The following is a 20,067-nucleotide window of genomic DNA, read 5'->3' on the forward strand; positions in this document are numbered from 1 at the left end:
CTCCTTTATACAGCCAAAAACCGACTTTCCGCTTGAACAGCACGGTCTGGCAGCAGCCCCTTAACGATTCGTTCAATATCCGTTACACATTTGTTTCCCATCTCTTCTAAGCATTCCATAGTATAAGCCGATGTATGCGGTGTCATAACTACATTTTCAAAAGCTAAATACGGATGATCTTTATGACCAGGCTCTTCCTCTAAGACATCGGTGGCAAGACCAGCGATTTTCCCACTTTTTAATCCGCTTACAATTGCCTCTTCATTCAAAAGTGCGCCACGGGCACTATTGGATAGATATACTTGATCTTTCATTTTTGAAATTTCTTCAAAGGAAATCATATGATAATTTTCCTCCGTCAAGTTAGCACATAGACAAATAATATCTGATTTTGCTAGCAGCTCGTCTAGCTCGACTTTTTTTCCGCCATAGCTTTGAATATGCAAAGCGGACTTATATGGATCGTATGCCAAAACCTCGCAGCGGAAACCATTTCTCAATATTTCTACTACACAACTTCCAGTATTGCCGACACCGATCACCCCTACCGTCTTGTTAAATAATGCGCGTCCGACAAAGTTCGCTCGTTTTTCCCATTGATCTTCGCGGACCTTTGTATTCGATTCAACTGTACAGCGCAGAAGCGCCAATAGATTGGTCACGTTATTTTCTGCTACTGCATCTCGCTCGACCAAAGCTGGAATGATCGAAACAATCGTTTGGTGGTCCTTCGCTGCTTCTAAATCAATATTGTTATAGCCGATCCCGTGGCGTGTGATCAGTAGCAATTCATCTTTGTACTCAAAAAACTCTTTGGTAAAAAATGGGGTAACACTTGCTATAATGATGTTATATCCCTTAAGCTTTTCTGCCAATTCTTTCCCATTGATTTCGCTATCGAACGTGAAATGACTGACAGTTCCGATTGCTTTCAACCGCTCGATATGTTGCGGAAAGATTTTTCCAAAGCTGCTGGAATTCACTATAGCGATCTTAAACTGTTCCATATTCTTCCTCCTTACTCTTTTGCAACAATCTCGTGACCACCAAAACCATTCCTTAGCGCAGAGACGACTTTTGCTGAGAAACTGTCTTCTTCTTGGGACAAATTTCTCATAAACAAACTCATAGCGATCGTCGGTACAGCAACATTCATCTCCAAAGCCGTTTCCACTGTCCACCTAGCTTCACCAGAAGCTGCAACAACCCCGCGATATTCCTCCAACTTAGGGCTCTCATTAAATTGGGCCGCTGCGATTTCCATCAGCCAGCTGCGAATAACCGATCCATGATTCCATACCTCTGCGACGGAAGCCAAATCAAAGTCATAGGCACTTTGTTCAATCAATTGAAAGCCTTCACCGATGGCTTGCATCATTCCGTATTCGATACCGTTATGGACCATCTTTAGAAAATGACCGCTTCCTGATTCCCCTGCATAAAGGTAGCCTCCTAAAACAGCCACATCTGCAAACAAAGATTCCACCTCTGAAAAAGCGATTTCATTCCCGCCAATCATCAAACATGCATCTTTTCTAGCTCCGGAAACCCCACCAGAAGTCCCACAATCAAAGTAATGCACCTCTTTTTCTTTAAACCAGGCTGCTCGGCGAATCGAATCTTTGTAATTAGAATTTCCGCCTTCAATCACGATGTCTTTCGCTGATACAAGGGGCCATAGTTCTTCAAGAATCCCCTCAGTCACAGTTCCCGCAGGAAGCATCAACCATAAAACCCGTCGGCCGCTAAAAGAATTCGTCAAATCAGCTAGCGTTTGATAGAGTGTAATTCCAGCTTCTTTCGCTGTTTTCTGCGCATGTATCGAAAGATCCAGCCCTTTTACTTGATAACCTTGATCTTTTAAATTGAGGGCCAAGTTCAATCCCATTTTTCCAAGTCCGATAATTCCTATCTCCATGACAGCGCCTCCATTTCATACTTTCATTATACAAAAAAATATTTTTTTGTAAACACAAAAAATAAAAATAATTTTTATTTGCTTTTTTTCTTTAAAAGAGGTAACGTAACAATACAAAGATAATAATGTTCATATAAAGGAGGTAACCGTCTTTGACTGTTTCGATTCGCCTGCAAATAAAAACGCTTTATAAAGACTTAAGTCTCAAAGAACAAGCGATTGCCGACTACATTTTGGAAAATCCTAGTAAAGTCAGCCACAGTTCAATCAGTGATTTATCCAATGAATTAGGCATCGCTGATTCGACCTTTTTTCAATTCACAAAAAAACTCGGTTACAACGGATTTAAAGACTTCAAAATGGCAATGCTGATGCAGGAAAATGATTTTTCTGCCATTTCGATCCATGAAAATATCCAGAAGTCTGATAATGAATTGACTATGGCTCAAAAAGTATTTGATTCCAATATGACCACATTGACTGATACCAAAAATCTTTTGAAAGAAGAAGATTTAAAGCTTGCTGCTGCAATGATCAATCAATCTAAACGACTTTTTTTCTTCGGCGTTGGTGGTTCAGAGATCGTGGCAACCGATGCCTATCACAAATTTTTGCGCTCGCCGATCACTGTTTTTCACAGCAGTGATTATCACATCCAACTGATGGAGGCTTCATTGTTGACGCCAGATGATTGCGGCATTTTTATCTCTCATACTGGAAAATCAAGAGAAACCATTGAACTAGCTCAAGTTGCCAAAAACAATGGTGCCAAAATTATCGTCATTACTAGCCATGCTGCTTCCCCTTTAGCCAAACTCGGCGACGTGGTTTTCATCTCTATTTCCGAAGAAACTGAGTTTCGCTCAGAGGCATTGGCATCCAGAATCGCTCAACTGAGCATCATGGATTCCCTCTATGTCATCTTAATGTTTATCAATCGAGACAAAGCGCAACAATCGATTGCCAAAATTCGACGCTCCATTTCAAAAATCAAAGAACCCTGAGAAGGGAAGAAAAAACTTACATTTTTCTGCGTTTCGCTAATTCTTTTGTGAATCACAGTTGATATGCAAAAAAACTTGTGCGTTTTTTCTGTACTCTTCGTTGGTTTCTTATCAACTTTTTCAGTTCTGAATTTCAAATGCGCTGAGCCTGCCAAAAATCTTGTCCCTTACTCTTGCTAATGTTCGCAAAAAAACCACATCACAAAGCTATCCGCTCTGTAATGTGGTTTTTTAAGACTATCTTTTTTAGGTAAATCAATAACGACTAGACACAATCTCTGCTCCAAAGGGCATCAACGCTAAGCGCGCCATTTTCAATGATTGCGCCGCAAATGGAATGCCGATGATCGTGATGGCTAGAATGACTGCGCTAGCTAAATGTCCTAAAGCCAGTGGTATACCAGAAAAAATCAACCATAAAATATTTAGAATCACGGACACGCCACCGCCACGGTAAACGATGTCTTTCCCAAATGGTGCGAGTGACAACGTCGCAAACTTAAAACATTGCAGACCAATGGGAATGCCGATGATGGTGATACACCATAAACACCCAGCCAAAAACCATGAGATCGCACCGATCAAGCCGCCAAAGACAAACCAAATCACGTTGCCTAAAAAATTCATCTGATTGCCCTCCTTCTTTTTTAATAAAGACTGCTCCTGTTTTAGCAAAGAAAGCAGAGGACATCGAAAGCCCTCAGACGTGCGCTATCGTCTGATGCTCCGCTTCTCTTTTTTCTTAATACAAGCGAAATGTGTTATTTTGTAAAATGCTTATTGCCCAGAATCAACGGTTGATTCGCTGCTATTGTTGGACTCATTTGAGTCATTTCCGAAGACACCGGTGATCGAAGACCAGATGCCGCTAAAGAAGCTCTTGATATTTTCCCAAAGTCCCTTAGAGGTTTCTTCGATTTGCTTGCGGGCTTCTGATAGATCCAATTCTTTGATGAAGTCATCGAAGATATTGTTGTCTCGCATGTCGCTCATTAAAGAGGTCAATTCAGAAATTTGATTTTCCGTAACGATTCCTTCCAGTCCATTGTCCTTCAAGGCTTTTTCTACTGTCTCTTGAATATCTGCTTGGGTTAATTCCGTACCATCTGCGGTTTGAGCAGCCAAATCGGTTTTCGCTTGTTCTTGTGCTGCATTCAATGCTTCATCGGAATAGCCTTCTTTGTCTTTGTTCTCTTCGGTGATCGTCGAAAGCACATCCATCTCATCTTGAGCTACAGCTACTCGATTCTGATTGATGACGCCGCCTGATTCTTCAACGATTTTGTATACCCCAGCTAAAGCACCGGAACCGTCGATCGGTACAGCAGAAGCGACCGTTAGCTTCGCATCAGTGATCCCTGCCGTCAGCGCTGCATTTTGATATTGGGCTGCGGTGATGCGGGTAATGTTATCTGGTGTCGCGATATCGACAGTGATTCCTGCTCCGCTTTCTAGCGTCTGCATTCTGACCGAGCTATAGACCGCCCAATCTGCGGTAAAGCCACCATCGGGAATGTATTTCATCAAGTCAGTACCGTTTGTCGTATAAATCGGTGTTTCGCCTTGGATGCCTAAGCGCTCAAGTGTGTAGTCTTCTTGTGCTTTCGTCAAGGCATTTCCGATCGCCACAGCATTGACTTGCAAACGATCTGAACTGCTGTCAGAGGTACTTGTTTGACTGTCGGTAGTGGCTGTCGTTGCGGTAGAACTGCTTGTTGCAGTGGAACTGCTCGTCGTTGAATTGGTTTCGTCAGCAAAAACTTGTGGTGCTGCTAATAAAACTTGGCTAGATACCAAGAGAGTCGCTAAAATCATCGCTGGTTTTCGAGTCTGTTTTTTCATCACTATATCCTCCAAGTGTTGATCTCTTTTTCAGGGATTTTCCCCTCTTACTGCTGTTATTGTACTATAGGTTTTCTTGCAAAGCCTACGTCTAGGGTCTGAAATGAAGAAAAACTTAGAACTCTGCTGCTATTTAAAAAAGGCGCAATTTGGTATTATCCTTGGTACAGCAATACTTTAGGCGCTTTTCTTTTCATCAACTGTTTTTTTAGCAAACCCAACAGCATAGGATTTTAAACGGCTGCCCACTTTCCTCAAGCCGAGAAAGGCTCCCGTTAAAACTATCGTATAAAAGAACAACGGAAACCCTCCTAGTGAAAAAAAGACTTTCCCGGATTCCAGAAACAGCGGGTGACTCAGAAAGATCAATCGACTAGCCTCAGCTGCTTGTTTTGCTTGCCAAGTCCGCTTTTGTGGTTGCTGCTTGATCAGCCAAGCAAGGAAAAAAAGAGTCGTCGGCACAAAGAACAGCATGAAATTCTTATCGTCCCCCTGATTGAGATACACGAGTCGACCTTCAATGCCTAATAAGCAAAGAGAGACCGCGAATTTTCTGCCAAGATGCTTCGTGAAAAAAGGACGTTTCTGGTGTTCACCTAAACAAAACCCGCACAGCAAAAAAAGAAACCCATAAAAAAGACCGTTTCTCGTTGAAAAAAATAGAGTCCGATAATTTTGATAAAATACCAATAAAGGTCCACTTAAATAACTGCTGTACGTTTCAAGACAGCCAATCACATACAAACTGCTCGCCAGTAAAAACTGCCACCGATAGCCAAGAAAACGGGTTTTCCTTACTAACCACATGCCAAAGAGCAACGCTGGAAAATACCAAAGATGGTACCAGACCCCTACTGTTAAAAAGCCAGCAGCCAAACCGATGACCCGTAATGGATCGGCAAGATTTTGCTGTCCTAAATAAAACCAACCTAAGGGAAGGTACACGATCGACCAACGCAAATAAAGCTTGAGTTGTCGTTTGCACCATTGCTTCCATGAACAGGTGCTCTTTTGAAAAAAATAGCCATTCAGCAGCAGAAAAAAAGGAACCGCCAAACGACATAAGAGACTCTTTAACAAAAAATGAAGCCCGTTGTTTTCTGCCAGTCGACCACAGTGAACGAGAATCACCAGTAAGGAAGCGAAGAATTGGGTATAGCCAATTGGAACCATAAGGTGTTTTGTCTTCATTCGATCGTTTCTCCTTTCTCCGTCAAATTTGATCAAACATACTTCACTCTACTGGACCTTTCTTTTTATGACCAGCACTGAAAGCTTCCAGAATAGAAAGACAGTGCAACAAGTAGAAACATTGATAAATAAAGGATGTTACCCTTTGTTGCATCGTTAATTTCATAGATCCTCGTTCGCATAGAAAAAGAGTTTGCTATAATATATAAGAAGAATGATGGAGGCAAAACAGACACATGGATATTGGGAAAATTATTAAAGAAGAACGCACCAAACGAAATCTCACGCAAGAACAATTGGCGCAGGAATTTTTTGTCACTCGGCAACTGATTTCAAAATGGGAAAACGGCAAGAGCTATCCTGATCTAGACCAAGTAGTCAAACTGAGCAACTATTTTGAATTGACCTTGGACTATTTATTAAAAGAAGACAAACAGATGGTCCAAGAACTCAATCTGACCACCCACCGAAAACGAATTGGCCTCGTATTGATCGCCCTTTTGACTGTTCTCAGTATTAGCTTAAGTACGATTTTGCTGGCAGGATTTTGGATCGATCCAGTCTTTTTCACAAAAGAAGACCTAACGATCACTTCTATTAAAAAGTACCACTTGCCTGCCACTGAGATAACGAATCAGGAAACCGGACAAGTGATTCAGCTGCCTGAAGATACGGAATACTTGATCACTTATACGATCGATCGGCCGCTGGTAAAAACGGATCGTCTGTCGGGTTATAAAGAATACAGCAGCGAAAATGCCAGCCAATTAACGGCTTTGGGTCATCGCGGTTTTCATTTTGGCGCGCAAACAAGCAAAATCGTCATTCGCAGCAATCGCGAAGACAATTTAGCTGCACCAGAATTAAATGCAGGCAAGGATCTTTATCTTCGTAATATGAATAAAGCGCGCGTCTATCAAAAATCTGCAGCTGGTGTCGCATTTTCTATCGAAGATGAAGGCGACCTCCTCTTTACTACAGAAGAACTGGCGCAATTGCCCTTTGAACAAGGACAGCTGCCAGAGTAAACAAAAACCACCGAATCGTTTTGATTTGGTGGGTTTTTGTTGACTTTCTTATCCTAGCAAGATCATTGCGATCGCCGCCAAGGCGTTGTTGAGAAAATGCATGGCGATGGCTGTTTCTAGACGCTTAGTTTTTACATAAATCAACGCCATGATCAGTCCCATAGCACCGTAGATCAAAAACTCGACCAGATTGGTGACGGAATGGATGATACTAAAAACGGCTACACTTGAAATGATCCCGACTATCGGGTATTTCTTGAATAAAAGGCCGATAAACCCACCACGGAAAACAATTTCTTCCATGATTGGCGCCGCCACAGCGATCAATAGGAAGATCAAAAGCGGATTTTCGCCTGTAAACAGTTCCCCTAACAATGCATCATTCGCGGTCGCCTCTTGATCGGATATATGCTGCAGATACATGGTACCACCAACAGCAACGAATCGACCTAAAACAAAACCACCAATGATCCATAGCCAGTTGCGCTTCGTTGACCAGCCAAAGTCAAAGGTGGCAAGTCCTAGCTTCCGAGCCAAATACATCAGTAGGCCAATGTTTGCCAAAAGCAAGGCAATCAACCCGTAGCTCATCATCGCAGGAATCCTCGGCTCTCCTGCTTCCAAATAATAGATTTTTACCACACTGAATACGGTCATCCCTACTTGACTTAGTAAGAATAAGCCAATCAAAATAAATAAGTTCTTTACTGCTTTCATGCTCTCCTCCATCGTTTGCTCATTGCATTTTGCAGGATTGGGTTACGACAAATCATGACACAGTCCATCACTTGGTTCCCCATATATCCAGAAACTACTTAGCCGCTATCGGCTTGTTTCTAATGATACTGAGTTTCCTCAGTATTTACAACAAATAAAAAATAAAAACAGTTATTTTGCGTATTTTATCCAACAAACCACGTTTTTTCTTTCGCTGCCCTCAAAAAAATATAAGTAGTGTTTGAAAAAAGCGCTCTCTTATGCTACACTGTTCCTACTTTTGTTTGGCTGACGAACCGCTGCCCCAACCATGTTCGTTTGGACCAACTCGTTGCGAGTATTCGATTTCGAATGCTCTTTTTGTCGCGTTTGTCAAAAGAAAGTGAGTGAATCCAAATGATCCAAGTAGAACACCTCAGCAAGACCTTCCAAGTGTCCAAGCGAAAAAGCGGCTTTCGCCAAGCAGCCAAAGCATTTCTTTCTCGTGAAACCACCACCGTCCATGCGTTGCAAGACATCAGCTTTACCATCAATGAAGGCGAAATGGTTGGCTACATCGGGCCTAATGGTGCTGGAAAAAGTACCACCATAAAAATCATGTGCGGGATTTTGACCCCTGATCAAGGCATTTGTCACATCAATGGTCGTACGCCTTGGCAAGAACGTATTCAACATGTCAAAGACATCGGCGTCGTCTTCGGGCAGCGCAGTCAACTCTGGTGGGATGTCCCCGTCAATGACAGCTTTGATTTGATCCGTGATATCTACAAAGTCGACGCTGCTAGTTATCAGCGCAACCTAGAAGAATTAGTCACCTTACTAGATTTAGGTGAGATCTTAAAAACCCCTGCTCGGTCCTTGAGTCTCGGTCAGCGTATGCGCTGTGAGATCGCAGCCTCCTTACTCCATGACCCCAAAATCTTATTTCTTGATGAACCCACCATCGGTTTAGATGCTGTGTCAAAGATTGCCGTGCGTCAGTTTATTAAAAAAAGAAACCAAGAAAAAGGCACCACAGTCATCCTAACGACCCACGATATGCAAGATATCGAGGCGCTGACACAGCGAATTCTGTTGATCGGCAAAGGGCAAATTTTGCTGGATGGTCGCCTCGATGAACTAAAGCATCGTTTTTCTGATGTCAAAACGCTGGAGATCGACTATCAAGGGAATGAACCTCATCTGCCAGAAAACGTCCAGCTGCTTCAAAAAGACGTTGGTCGCCTTGTTCTGAAACTTGATCCCAAAGAAGTGTCGGTCGCTCAGCTGCTCAGTCTGCTCAGCAATCAAGTCGAGATCACCGATTTGGCCGTTGCCAGTATCACCGCCGAAGAAATGGTCGCTAAGCTGTATCAGGAGTATCAAATATGAGGAAGTATCAGGCATTTTTCCGCATTCGCTTTATCAATACCTTGCAATACCGCTCGGCGGCAATTGCCGGGATGGCTACGCAACTAGCTTGGGGCTTGATGGAAATTCTGGCATTCCACGCCTTTTACCAAGCAGATCCTAGTGCCTTTCCCATGACCTTTCAACAAACCGTCTCCTATGTTTGGCTCCAGCAAGCCTTCTTGTCTTTATTTATGTTGTGGTTCTTTGAGGCAGAAATTTTCAATACTATCACCACAGGGACGATCGCCTACGAACTTGTGCGGCCGATGGATCTATACAATCGCTGGTTTTGCCAATCGGCTGCCAATCGCTTAGCAAAAGCCCTCTTGCGTTGCGGACCGATTTTTGTGATTGCCTTTTTACTGCCAGCACCTTATCGCTTGATTCTGCCAGCAAACATCGTTGCCCTGTTCTTGTTTCTTTTGTCTATGGCGCTGAGTTTAGGTGTAGTGATCGCTATGTCGCAGCTGGTCTATATCTCGACTTTTTACACATTATCCTCCATCGGGGTGCGGATCGTCATCAGCTCCATCGGTGAATTTTTAGCTGGCGGGGTCATTCCTCTGCCTTTCTTTCCACAGCCTTTTCGCCAATTCGTGGAACTATTGCCTTTTGCTTCCATGCAAAACGTCCCGCTGCGAATTTACAACGGGGATCTGACTGGCTTTGCGCTTGTTTCAGCATTGCTCTTACAAGCGTTTTGGCTCATACTTTTGATAGTGATCGGAAAAATTTGGCTGCAGCAGGCACTCAAACGTGTCGTTGTGCAAGGAGGTTAAGGAATATGGTTTATTGGCATTATTTTTGTATTCATCTCAAAAGTCAGATGCAGTATAAAGTTTCCTTTGTGTTAACTGCTTTGGGACAATTTCTAGGTTCCTTTACTGCTTTTTTAGGCATTTGGTTTATGTTTACCCGGTTTCATCAAGTGGATGGCTTTACCTTTGAGGAAGTCCTGCTTTCCTTTGCGACGGTTTTGTTTGCCTTTTCGATTGCGGAATGCTTCTTTCGCGGGTTCGATCTTTTTCCGCAAATGATCAGTAATGGCGAGTTCGATCGGGCACTCGTGCGCCCTCGCTCCTTGATTTTTCAAGTCTTAGCTTCCAAAATGGAATTCTCGCGTCTTGGCCGTTTTATTCAAGCCTTGCTGTTGTTTGCTTATGCGATTCCTAATAGTGGAATTGCTTGGCATTTTGGAAATGTCCTGACTCTTTTTCTGATGATCGTCTGCGGCGCCCTCTTTTTCGCCCTATTGTTCTTAGTGTATGCCGCCATTTCCTTCTTTACGATCCAAGGACTTGAATTTATGAATATTTTTACCGATGGTGCCCGCGAGTTTGGCCGCTACCCCTTCAGTATCTACGGAAAACACGTCTTGCGTTTATTGACCTACGTCGTGCCGATGGCTTGGTTTCAGTATTATCCGTTTCTGTATGTCATTGGTCGCGTAACTAATCCTTGGTGGATCTTATCACCCTTGGTTTGTCTACTCTTTGCCTTTCCCGCCTTCTTCTTTTGGCGAGTAGGTTTGAAGAACTATATTTCTACGGGTTCGTAAATAAAAAGGAGCGCCTCTCTTTGAAACTAAGAGAATGCGCTCCTTTTTTATTCGGTTATTTCAAGTGAAAAACAGCTTCTCCTTGCTGAATATCGCCGTCAGTTCGCAGGCACTTCCCGCCTTGTTCCTCCATGAAGACAACGATCACCATGGTCTCTTTGCCCATTTCCTCAACTGCTGCTACATCCATTTCTGCCAGCAGCTCACCTGTCGTGACTGACTGGTTTTCTTGGACCGCGATCGTGAAGGGCTCCCCTGCTAACGCCACTGTTTCAATTCCCATGTGGATCAAAAGGGAACGGCCATCCACCAACTCAACGGCTAAGGCATGCTGTGTTGGAAAAATCGTTCGAACCGTCCCGGCTGCTGGTGCATAGATTTTTCCGTGATGATGAGAAACGGCAAATCCATTTCCCATCATTTTAGACGAAAATACCTCATCTGGTACTTCTTCGATCGGTAGCAGTCGGCCTGTTGCCGGTGCACAAATTTCTATTTTTCTTTTAAAAAGCATCCGTAATTCCTCCTTAGATTGCCGACAGTGTTCTCTGACAGCTAGAATAGATAAGAAAAGCTACGAAGGGCAATAAACCAAAGATAAAGATGGCAGTATCGAGGGACAGCACCTGAGAAAGAAAGCCGCCAGCTAATGGCGAAAGAAACGATGCCGCACCAATGTACACACTGATTGATATCAGTTGTCCAGAAGAAAAAACAGCTGGCGGTGTAATAGCACTGATAATCATTCGACTGCCGATAGTAAATGCCGGTACAGTGAAAAACTGCAGAAAACTGGCTGCCAAAAGTAAGAATGGGCTACTAGCAAGCCAATAGACAAAAAATTGTAAGGTTAAAAATATACCTGCAATCAAAATCAAGCGCTCATTTTTCCATTTAGCAATCATGCGATTCAGCAAAAGGTACGCTGGAATTTCACAAAAGGATTGGATCGACCATTTCAGACCAACAAATTCACTGCCTCTTTCCATTGTAATCAGCTTGTCGATAACGACCGTATTGTTCGCAACGATCGTCAAGTACAAGAGAAAGAACAGTCCCGTATAAACCAAAAAGCGTCGGTCTTTGCATAACAGAAGAATGTCTGCCAGCGAGACACCGCTGTTTGTTGTTGTTCCTTGCTTTTGCGGTAAGGCGTTTTTCTCTGGGATCGTTCGTGAAAATGTATAATTGATAAGCAAAAAGAGGAGCAGCGGCAAACTAAACCAGCGATAATTATTGGAAAATAAAAAGAATGGCACGCAGACACTCATCATACTCCACCCTAAAGAGCCGTTTGCTTTGATTGAAGCAATTCTTTTTGAAGTACTGGACTCCGATAATACCCAGTTATCGAGCACCGTTGCTGTTGTATTGGCTAATCCACCCGCAATAGCCAATACCAGAAGATGGATCAGCCAGTGGTCTTTTCCTAACCAATAAAAACTAATGGAGAAGAAAACCAGAAAGATCATCAGAAGCATCGAAATACGTTTTAATCGTTTGCTCTTGTCCGAATAATAGCCGATCACTAACTGAAAAAGAATTGTCGTGATGCTGTAGGAGGCTAAAAACCAGCCTCTTTCAAGCGCATCATAGCCTTGCTCAGTTAAAAAAGGAACGATTTGTGTCATCAAAATCGCCATCGTTGCATATTGAACAAAATAGATTACTTGAAATTTGTGTTTGATTTCCATTCTTTGTTTATGATCGGCTGAAGGAAATTCCTTCAGCCGATCCCTTTCCTTTTACCTGCTGGACCTATTTAAGTTCTGGCCAATATGGTTCGTTCGCCACAATCATTTCATCTAATATTTCTTTGGCGACTTTCGCACTTGGTACAGTTTTATTCATAGTAAAGGATTGCCACAATTTTTGGTAAGACTCTTGTTCCCAAGCATCAACTGCCAATTTTTCAGATGCGATCTGCTGCTCCATCAATCCCTTTTGGAATGTTGGAATATCACCGATCGACAAGACTTCGTAGCCATCTTTTCCAACTAGACAAGGCAGTTCCACCATTGCATCATGGGCAAAGTTGGCAATTGCGCCGTTGTTTTCAACAATAAGAATCATGCGTTCTTTCGTATTAAAGGTTAGTGCGCAAGCAAGGTCTGTAATAAAGGACGCATGTTCGTTTGAGGCAAATGTTGTATCAACTGCTGTGTTGTTTGCAACGATTCGTCGGCATTCATCAAACACATACTTCTCTCGTCCGTCAATGATCTCATTAGCACGGGTATACTCTTTGTCCGCATGAGCCACCGTTTCATCAGCCATCAAATAATATTTCAGATAGGTATTCGATAAAAATTCTGGTTCAATTTCGTGCAGATCTTTAGCCGCCCACATCGTTTCCAGCCAACTGCTTTCTTTATGCTGGCCTTTTTGTGTTTGTTCGGTGTAGCCGTACTTTTGAACATGCGCACTGATTTGTGGCATCAAGTCATTGCCGTCATGGTCTTTGATGCTGGTCCACCAGCCAAAATGATTCAAGCCGAAATAGCTCGTCTCAAATTCTTTCCGATCCTTCAACCCAATCACTCGCGCCATGATATCTTCCAAACAAACTGGCATATCACAAATATTGATGATTCTTGAATTTGGTCGGAATCTTCTGGTCGCTTCGGCAACGACTGCTGCTGGGTTGGAATAGTTCAAAAGCCAGGCATCTGGCGAGTATTTTTCCATGTAGTCGACTAGTTCTAAGATCGGTCCAATCGAGCGCAGGCCATAAGCTAAACCACCAGGTCCGCAGGTCTCTTGTCCGACAACATTATGCCTGAAAGGAATTTTCTCATCTTGTTCCCGCATAGCATATTTGCCGACACGAAGCTGTGCCATTACGATATCGACATCCGTAAAAGCTTCCTTTGGATCGGTTGAATATTCGAACTGTACTTCTGGCGCTCGCTCGGCAATAATGATCGCACAAGCTTTTGCTACGGTTTCTTGTCGCTTTTCATCGTTGTCATAAAATTTGATTTTTCTAACTGGAAAGCGCTCTTGACTTTCTAATAACATCATAACTAGCGATGGTGTATAGGTACTTCCGCCACCTGCAATTAAAATTGAACTTTTTTTCTTACTCATGGTACTTGTTCCTCCTTGTGATTCTGTTTTATTCGGCCATTAGTTCTTCGAATGATTCTCTAACCGTTGGTACCGTTAATCCTACAATGATTTGAATGCCGCCATTTCCAGGATTGACCAATCCTGAGGCACCTGCTTCTTGAAACTGCGTACTATCTGCAACTTTGTCGGCATCCTTAACAGTCAAACGCAGCCGTGTCGCACAATTCGTTACATCAATAACATTGTCTTTCCCACCTACCAAGTGCATATAGGCCTGTGCTTGCCGCACATGTTTTGGTAATTTTTCATCTTGCTTTTTGTTGTCATAATCTGCTTTTGTATACAACTGCATTGCTGCAGTATCATCCTCACGTCCAGGCGTTTTTAAGTTGAACTTCTTGATCATAAAGGAGAACACAAAATACCAGATAGCGGTAAAAATCAGCCCGATAATGATTTGGGTAATATAAGTTGAACTGTGAAATTTCCACAAGGGCAGCCAATTTAGACCTAACCAGTTGATCAATCCGCCGCCAAAGTCCCCGACAACCCCGAAAGCATAGGAGATTGTGGCGATCGAAGCATCCAGCAAAGCATGAACGAACCATAATGCTGGTGCAACAAATAAGAAAGTAAACTCGATTGGTTCAGTGATTCCGGTCAAAATAGCCGTCAATGCTGCCGGTGCAATCAATGCGATCACTTTTTTCTTTTTATCAGGCCGAGCCGCTTGGATCATCGCTAAACTCAGACCTGCCGTTCCAAAGACTTTCGACATTCCTGATAGTGAGAAACCGCCAAACGGATAGAGCTCTTTCAGCGAAAACGCAGTAGTTTGGAACTCGCCAATGTGGGAGGCCCAATAAACGGCCATTCCCCCTTCGACAACCGCACTGTCATAGGCAAACGGTGCATAAACAAAGTGATGCAAGCCTGTTGGAATCAGTATTTTTTGCAAGAACTGATAAATAAAGACACCGAAGTTTCCTGATTCAATGAAAAAGCCTTGCATGCTTCTCATTCCCTCTTGGATAACTGGCCAGACAAAACACATGAGTACTGCCAAAGGAACCATGGCAAAAAAGGAAATCATGGTTACAAAGACTGATCCGCTGAAATTCGACAGCATTTCTGGCAATTCTTTTTCATAGAAGCGATTGTGGAGATAGACAACGATTCCCGAAATCAGCAAGCCGCCCATCATGCCGGTATCTAAGGTGATGATTCCTGCAATCGAGGTCAACCCAGAACCAGCAGTTGCCCCTTGAGCTAAATCTACCGCAAATGATTCTGGCCACAAAGTTAAAATTGCATTTACAAAATAATTAAAAGCGATATAAGTAACGAGTGCCTCCATCGTAGCGCGGGCGGCGTATTTTTTAGCTAGACTGATCGGCAGCCCTACTACAAATAAAAGCGGTAATTGGAAGAAGGGCGTCCAGCCTCCTGCTGCGATCACATTCCAAAATTTGAACCAGAGGGTATTTGGTGCTGCGATATCCCCCATAATCGTCTGATTCGAAAATAGCAGAGAAAAGCCGATAACGATCCCAAAAAAGGAAAACAGCATGACCGGTGCCAGCATCGCTCCGCCGAACCTTTGAATTTTTTTCATCATAGTTTTTCGTCCTTCACGTTTTTTAGTTAAGCGCTTTACTGATTCTCATTTTACTATTAAAATGATGCTATGAAACCCTTTTCCGTTGTTTAAAAGTTTCTCACATTTGAAAGGTTTTTTTCACATAAAATGTGAATTGTCACACATTATCAATGGAGAGATAAAATGAGGAGATAGCCTATGCTGCAAGACCGTATCACTACCTACCAGTCAAGATTAACCGAGAATGACTTTTTGATCTGGTCCTACATCACAACTCACAAAAAGCACTGCTTGGCAATGTCCATCAATGATTTAGCCAAGGAGTGCATCGTTTCTAGGACGACGATTATGCGCTTTTGTCAAAAAATCGGCTTTGATGGCTTTTCAGAATTCAAATACCATTTAAAGAACGAGGTACAACAAGAAAATGCCCTACTCTCTGAGATTGAAGGCGAAATTCTCGACAATCATATTCAAACGATTGAAAATTTAAAAAAGAAAGATTTTACAGCATTGTGTAAGATGATGGCTCATGCCAAACGAATCTTTGTCTATGGTTCAGGGGACATTCAAAACCTTGTTTCCAATTATATGAAACTCTTATTTTTGCCTAATGGACTACTTGTCTACGATTTTGGTGCGATCTCAGTCAATGAACAATTTTATCGCATCATCGAGCCAGATGATTTAGTGATTTTGATTACTTTAAACGGTGAGTCACCCACCGTTGTCAAACTAGCAAAGCAACTGAAACAGCGCAATATCAACACGATCGGGATCACGAAGCTGAGAAACTCAACGGTTTCTAAACTCTGTTCTGAAACGATTTTCTTTTTAAATCCAGAGATCCAGTCAACCGAAAATGCGATCGCTCCCTTTGAAACGACCGCCACACTTTTCTTTGTGATCGAGTACTTATTGTTAAAATATGATGCTTGGCAAAAACAAGCCGCAAGCGTCTCAGAGCCATAAAAGTTCTCTTGGTTTTCCTTCATTCATTTAACTTACAGTATTTTGAAAGACGCTTGAATAAGCCATTTTCAGCCAATTTCTGCTAGGAAAAGCAGCCAATCTCTGGTAAGATAAATAAAAACGTAAAAGAGGACCAGTTATGGAATATTTAGCGATTTTACTTGTTTTCTTTCTATTGAATGTAGTGATACTTGTACTTGGATTGAAGAAGAAACGAATCATGCTGCTTTTTCTGTCACTCTCTGGTTTATTGTTGGTTTGCTTGATTGCCATTTCTTACGTTTTCTTCTATTCAAATACACTTTAAGTCGTCAAAAACACGGGAAGCTGGCTACGAACCTACCGAAACAAACGAGGCTGTTTTAGTCATTACACCCGATTTAGAAGCTATTTGACACACCCAATTTGTGTCCACCTTCAAACAAGTCGCTGTTCTTTTGCTCTTTAACAAGTCTAGCGAAAGCAACATATGCACCTTTGATGTCGGTGATACCGTCCCTGTCTTCGCACCAACCTTTGTGGATGCCCGTGTGTTTGCCGATCACTCTTCCGAGACCGAGGTGGAACGATGTACCACTTATGTTTTTTTGCAAAGTAGATTGACAGTGGCTACAGGCGACCAATCAGTCGTAAACGACAAGTTTGTTAAAATCACACGAAAAAACCAGAACCCCCGAAAGGATCGTTCTGGTTTTTTTGCTGATTTGATTATCTAGAGAAACGACCTAAATCGCTCTGATTCTAGCCAAATTTCTGAAAGAGAATTATAGAAGGATTCTCCTAGCTGATCCGTCATCGACGCTGTTTTCTCGATTTAACAATAAAGCGAAAAAGCGGATTCTACGCTTTTTTCGGTCCTTTCGTCACTTCACAAACAGCTTCTGCTGCTAATTTCCCAGAAGTCAATGCCCAGGCATTATTGGCACCAGATGGAGAGTCTGATCCCATGACGCCTCCCACAACTTCACCTGCAGCATAGAGCCCTTTAATGGGCTGGTTTTGCTGATTCAAAACTTGCAACGAACGATTGACCGCTAACCCACCAAGCGTAGTCGCAAACCGAGGCTTTTGTTCGATAAGATAATAGGGACCTGCACCAATCGGTTCTTGCAAGTATTCAGGTGCACGGTGAAATTCTTCATCTCTTCCTTGCGCTACCCAGTAGTTAAATTTACCCACTGATTCGATCAATTGTTCTACAGGCATCTGCGCTTTGATGGCTAACTGTTCTAATGTGGCTGCTTTAAGGATGCGAGGCGTGGCCTTTCCTTCTTGCGCAATCCAACAAGCCAGCTCTTCACTGGTGATTCCGCCTTCTGCTACGCCTTGGCTGAAATGCTCAAAATGTTTGCCGTCTAGCAATAAATAAAGCATTGGCGAGCGTTGTCTTATTAATGCTTCTAATACTAACTTATTGCTAGCTCGTTCGTTGACTACCCGCTTTCCAAGTTGATTCACTAGAATACCGTTTTCTTTCAACACGATCAGATTGCCGCCAATCGTTGATTTCGCCACCCCTTGAGAAATTTCCAATCCATTGGGATAGATTTTTCCTTGATCCATCGCTCGTGTTTGTGCCTTTAAAGCAGGGATGGTTGCCATCAACAGACCATCGCCGGTGGCAGATTTTAGTCCATAATACAAAATTTGCTTGAATCTTTCCTTGAGTAAAGAGGCATTATTCCCATAGCCACCGGTTGTCATAATGACTGTTGAGGCATAGATCATATGTGTTTTCCCTGATTCTTCAAGGGCTTTGACGCCTATGACATTATTTTGATCATCTACTAGTAGCTGTTGGGCTTTCGTTTGGAGCAAGACCCGAACCGCACTATTCTGTAGTGTTTTACGGACGGTCTGGGCAAATCCAGCGCCGCCCCCTTGATAAGCAAGTTCGCGATTTTTTTGATATTCTGGTAGGACGTGCAGCCCTTGCTTCATATCGTAGGCTACACCTAAGTATTCATGGACCCAATCTGTGGTTTCTCCTACGTTCTCAGCGAAAAGGGTCAAAAGGTTTCGATCGTTCAGCCCATTCCCGTTTTCCAGAAAATCAGCCACCATTGCTGTCGGTGTATCATCTTTTACACCAGCAATCTGTTGTAGTTTCGAACCAGTCACGATTTGGTTTCCACCACTAATAGAGATCGCTCCACCCACAAAACTTAATTTTTCCAGTAAGATGACCTTTCGTTCTAACTGATCCGCTCGCAATGCAGCAGCAAGCCCAGCAGCGCCTGAGCCAATGATCACTACATCAACTGCTTCTTCAACCACTTCTTCTGACCAAGCCACGACTGGCTTTGGCCGTGCTTTGAGGACCTCTACATCGGCTCCTGCAAGTTTTACCGCTTCTTCCACCCCTGCGATCACCCCTTGACTGGAAGCAGAAGCACCAGAAACAGCATCGACATTCAGCGTTTGTCCTTCAATGATCTGTGCCGGAATTCTCGTAAAGACTAAATCAGATAAACCTTCAGATTCATTGCCTTTATCAATCGTAATCTTTTCAATCGTTTCCTTTGAAAAAGTCACTTGCATTTCAATCGGACTATTGTGTCCTTGGGCTTGTACAAGATATGTCCCTGGTTGGTAAGCGACTTTCCGCTTTTGGAGTTCTTTCAAGCGTTCATGCTTTTGTTTCTCCTCTTCTGGATCAATGACCATATCTTCCATAAACTGCCACAATGGTGTTGGGATTTTCAACTCACTTTGCGCATGACTAAGAGCAAAATGACGAACAACTTTCTTCTCGGCGATCATCTGAACCCAATTAGGTTCGACTAAAAATCCTTTCCCGATGGCAAGCAAATCGTAGCCAATTTTCAGTGCTGCTTCTGCGTCTTCTCGTTGCAAGATAGAGCCCACTCCTATAATCGGAATAGTCGAAAGTTCAGGCGAACGCATTGTTAAAAACTTCACAATTGATGGCTCGCTGCTCTCGTTATCAATAATAGAGCTTCGTTGGTACGTTCCCATTGAAAAATGAAGGTACTCTGGCTTGCTTTTCGCTAGTTGATTCAACAAGTACATCGTTTCTTCAAAACAAATCCCAGGCTTTTCCATTTCTTCTGGCGAAAAACGATAACCGATAACAAAGTCTTCAACCGATTCTTCTTGACGGACCCGCTGTACTTCTTTTAATACGGCTAATGGAAAGTGCGCTCTTTTTTCCAGACTGCCTCCCCAATGGTCGTTTCTGTGATTTGAATGGGGCGAGAAAAATTGTTGGATCAAAAAGGTATTCGCACCATGTATCTCCACACCATCGTAACCAGCTTTGATCGCACGCCTAGTCGCGTCTCCAAATCGTTGAATCATCGTTAGGATCTCATCATTACTCATTTCTTTCGGAACAGGTGCGTTTGGTCGTAACGCTGCGACGGGACTTGCGCAAATCGGTTGTACTCCACCATTGTACTCAGGCCATGCCATTCGTCCAGCATGATAAATTTGCAGGATCGCTTTCGAGCCTTTTTCTTTGATGGTTTTTGCTAATCTAGTGAGCCCAGCAATTTTCTTGTCTGTATCTACCCCGAGTGCTCCCGGAAACCCACGCCCATGTTCTTCGATAAAGCAGCTTTCTACGATCACTGCCGCAGCTGCACCGGCACGACAGCGATAGTATTCAATGATCTCTTCCGTTATTTCACCATCGTAAAAAGCAGATTGAGTTGTCATAGGTGCCATAACGAGTCGATTTTTAAGTTCAACGCCAGAAGATAGTTTGATCGGTTCAAATAATTCTTTTTTCATAAAAATCAGTTCCTTTC

18 protein-coding genes are annotated in these 20,067 nt (G+C 42.9%); 6 read left to right on the forward strand and 12 right to left on the reverse strand.

Translation table 11 applies throughout. The features are described from left to right. Nucleotides 1–5: 5 nt before the first annotated feature. Both IGI82_RS14740 and gnd read right to left on the reverse strand, forming a co-directional pair. Entirely contained in the window at nt 6–1,007 is a 1,002-nt protein-coding gene (locus IGI82_RS14740; RefSeq protein WP_010749950.1) for a D-isomer specific 2-hydroxyacid dehydrogenase family protein, read from the reverse strand. A gap of 11 nt (nt 1,008–1,018) precedes the next feature. Continuing rightward, nucleotides 1,019–1,918, reverse strand: a complete 900-nt coding sequence (gnd, locus tag IGI82_RS14745; RefSeq protein ID WP_016621664.1) for a phosphogluconate dehydrogenase (NAD(+)-dependent, decarboxylating) — start codon at nt 1,916–1,918, stop codon at nt 1,019–1,021. Between the two features lie 152 nt (nt 1,919–2,070). Between gnd and IGI82_RS14750 the strand changes: the two genes are divergently transcribed. After that, nucleotides 2,071–2,922: a MurR/RpiR family transcriptional regulator gene (locus IGI82_RS14750; RefSeq protein ID WP_005228428.1), complete on the forward strand. Its 852-nt coding sequence runs from the start codon at nt 2,071–2,073 to the stop codon at nt 2,920–2,922. Between the two features lie 255 nt (nt 2,923–3,177). Here IGI82_RS14750 and IGI82_RS14755 read toward each other — a convergent pair whose 3' ends face one another. From IGI82_RS14755 to IGI82_RS14765, 3 genes are all read right to left on the reverse strand, one after another. Further along, nucleotides 3,178–3,549, reverse strand: coding sequence for a YccF domain-containing protein (locus tag IGI82_RS14755; protein ID WP_010749951.1), 372 nt, complete (start codon nt 3,547–3,549; stop codon nt 3,178–3,180). A 150-nt stretch (nt 3,550–3,699) separates the two neighbouring features. Next, on the reverse strand, nt 3,700–4,764 hold the full coding sequence (locus IGI82_RS14760; RefSeq protein WP_081117899.1) for a DUF1002 domain-containing protein: 1,065 nt from the start codon (nt 4,762–4,764) through the stop codon (nt 3,700–3,702). A gap of 177 nt (nt 4,765–4,941) precedes the next feature. Then, nucleotides 4,942–5,955 carry an acyltransferase family protein gene (locus IGI82_RS14765; protein WP_438842408.1) on the reverse strand — a complete coding sequence of 338 codons (1,014 nt, stop codon included), beginning with the start codon at nt 5,953–5,955 and terminating at the stop codon, nt 4,942–4,944. Nucleotides 5,956–6,191: 236 nt separating this feature from the next. Here IGI82_RS14765 and IGI82_RS14770 point away from each other — a divergent pair, with 236 nt between their 5' ends. Continuing rightward, complete coding sequence (locus IGI82_RS14770) at nt 6,192–6,983, forward strand: helix-turn-helix domain-containing protein (protein WP_438842409.1); 792 nt, start codon at nt 6,192–6,194, stop codon at nt 6,981–6,983. A gap of 48 nt (nt 6,984–7,031) precedes the next feature. On the opposite strand, the gene IGI82_RS14775 is transcribed toward IGI82_RS14770, so the two are convergent. After that, entirely contained in the window at nt 7,032–7,700 is a 669-nt protein-coding gene (locus tag IGI82_RS14775) for a CPBP family intramembrane glutamic endopeptidase (protein WP_144330908.1), read from the reverse strand. A gap of 396 nt (nt 7,701–8,096) precedes the next feature. On the opposite strand from IGI82_RS14775, the gene IGI82_RS14780 reads away from it, so the two are divergent. From IGI82_RS14780 to IGI82_RS14790, 3 genes are read left to right on the forward strand one after another with little or no spacing between them, the layout of a single operon-like run. Beyond that, nucleotides 8,097–9,071, forward strand: a complete 975-nt coding sequence (locus IGI82_RS14780) for an ABC transporter ATP-binding protein (RefSeq protein ID WP_005234036.1) — start codon at nt 8,097–8,099, stop codon at nt 9,069–9,071. Then, complete coding sequence (locus IGI82_RS14785; protein WP_142437441.1) at nt 9,068–9,871, forward strand: ABC transporter permease; 804 nt, start codon at nt 9,068–9,070, stop codon at nt 9,869–9,871. The genes IGI82_RS14780 and IGI82_RS14785 overlap by 4 nt, the downstream gene beginning before the upstream one ends. Before the next feature lie 5 nt (nt 9,872–9,876). Continuing rightward, on the forward strand, nt 9,877–10,650 hold the full coding sequence (locus IGI82_RS14790) for an ABC transporter permease (RefSeq protein ID WP_005228413.1): 774 nt from the start codon (nt 9,877–9,879) through the stop codon (nt 10,648–10,650). Between the two features lie 55 nt (nt 10,651–10,705). Here the strand turns inward: IGI82_RS14790 and IGI82_RS14795 are convergent, their stop codons facing one another. The 4 genes from IGI82_RS14795 to IGI82_RS14810 all read right to left on the reverse strand — a co-directional run bounded on the left by IGI82_RS14795 (nt 10,706) and on the right by IGI82_RS14810 (nt 15,340). Continuing rightward, the gene (locus IGI82_RS14795; protein ID WP_016608416.1) at nt 10,706–11,164 is read right to left on the reverse strand and encodes a PTS sugar transporter subunit IIA; all 459 of its coding nucleotides are present in this window, start codon (nt 11,162–11,164) and stop codon (nt 10,706–10,708) included. Between the two features lie 13 nt (nt 11,165–11,177). Continuing rightward, nucleotides 11,178–12,344, reverse strand: coding sequence for an MFS transporter (locus IGI82_RS14800; protein WP_128488517.1), 1,167 nt, complete (start codon nt 12,342–12,344; stop codon nt 11,178–11,180). Nucleotides 12,345–12,408: 64 nt separating this feature from the next. Then, the gene (locus tag IGI82_RS14805) at nt 12,409–13,740 is read right to left on the reverse strand and encodes a 6-phospho-alpha-glucosidase (RefSeq protein ID WP_010749959.1); all 1,332 of its coding nucleotides are present in this window, start codon (nt 13,738–13,740) and stop codon (nt 12,409–12,411) included. A 28-nt stretch (nt 13,741–13,768) separates the two neighbouring features. Further along, entirely contained in the window at nt 13,769–15,340 is a 1,572-nt protein-coding gene (locus tag IGI82_RS14810; protein ID WP_016608417.1) for an alpha-glucoside-specific PTS transporter subunit IIBC, read from the reverse strand. Nucleotides 15,341–15,520: 180 nt separating this feature from the next. Here IGI82_RS14810 and IGI82_RS14815 point away from each other — a divergent pair, with 180 nt between their 5' ends. Further along, a complete protein-coding gene (locus IGI82_RS14815; RefSeq protein ID WP_010749961.1) occupies nt 15,521–16,294 on the forward strand; it encodes a MurR/RpiR family transcriptional regulator in 774 nt (257 codons plus the stop codon). A gap of 27 nt (nt 16,295–16,321) precedes the next feature. Here IGI82_RS14815 and IGI82_RS14820 read toward each other — a convergent pair whose 3' ends face one another. Further along, complete coding sequence (locus IGI82_RS14820) at nt 16,322–16,567, reverse strand: hypothetical protein (RefSeq protein WP_016608418.1); 246 nt, start codon at nt 16,565–16,567, stop codon at nt 16,322–16,324. A gap of 567 nt (nt 16,568–17,134) precedes the next feature. Continuing rightward, nucleotides 17,135–20,050: an FAD-dependent oxidoreductase gene (locus IGI82_RS14825; RefSeq protein WP_438842410.1), complete on the reverse strand. Its 2,916-nt coding sequence runs from the start codon at nt 20,048–20,050 to the stop codon at nt 17,135–17,137. Nucleotides 20,051–20,067: the final 17 nt, after the last annotated feature.

Source organism: Enterococcus sp. AZ067 (assembly GCF_051715005.1).
GTDB lineage: Bacteria > Bacillota > Bacilli > Lactobacillales > Enterococcaceae > Enterococcus_D > Enterococcus_D casseliflavus.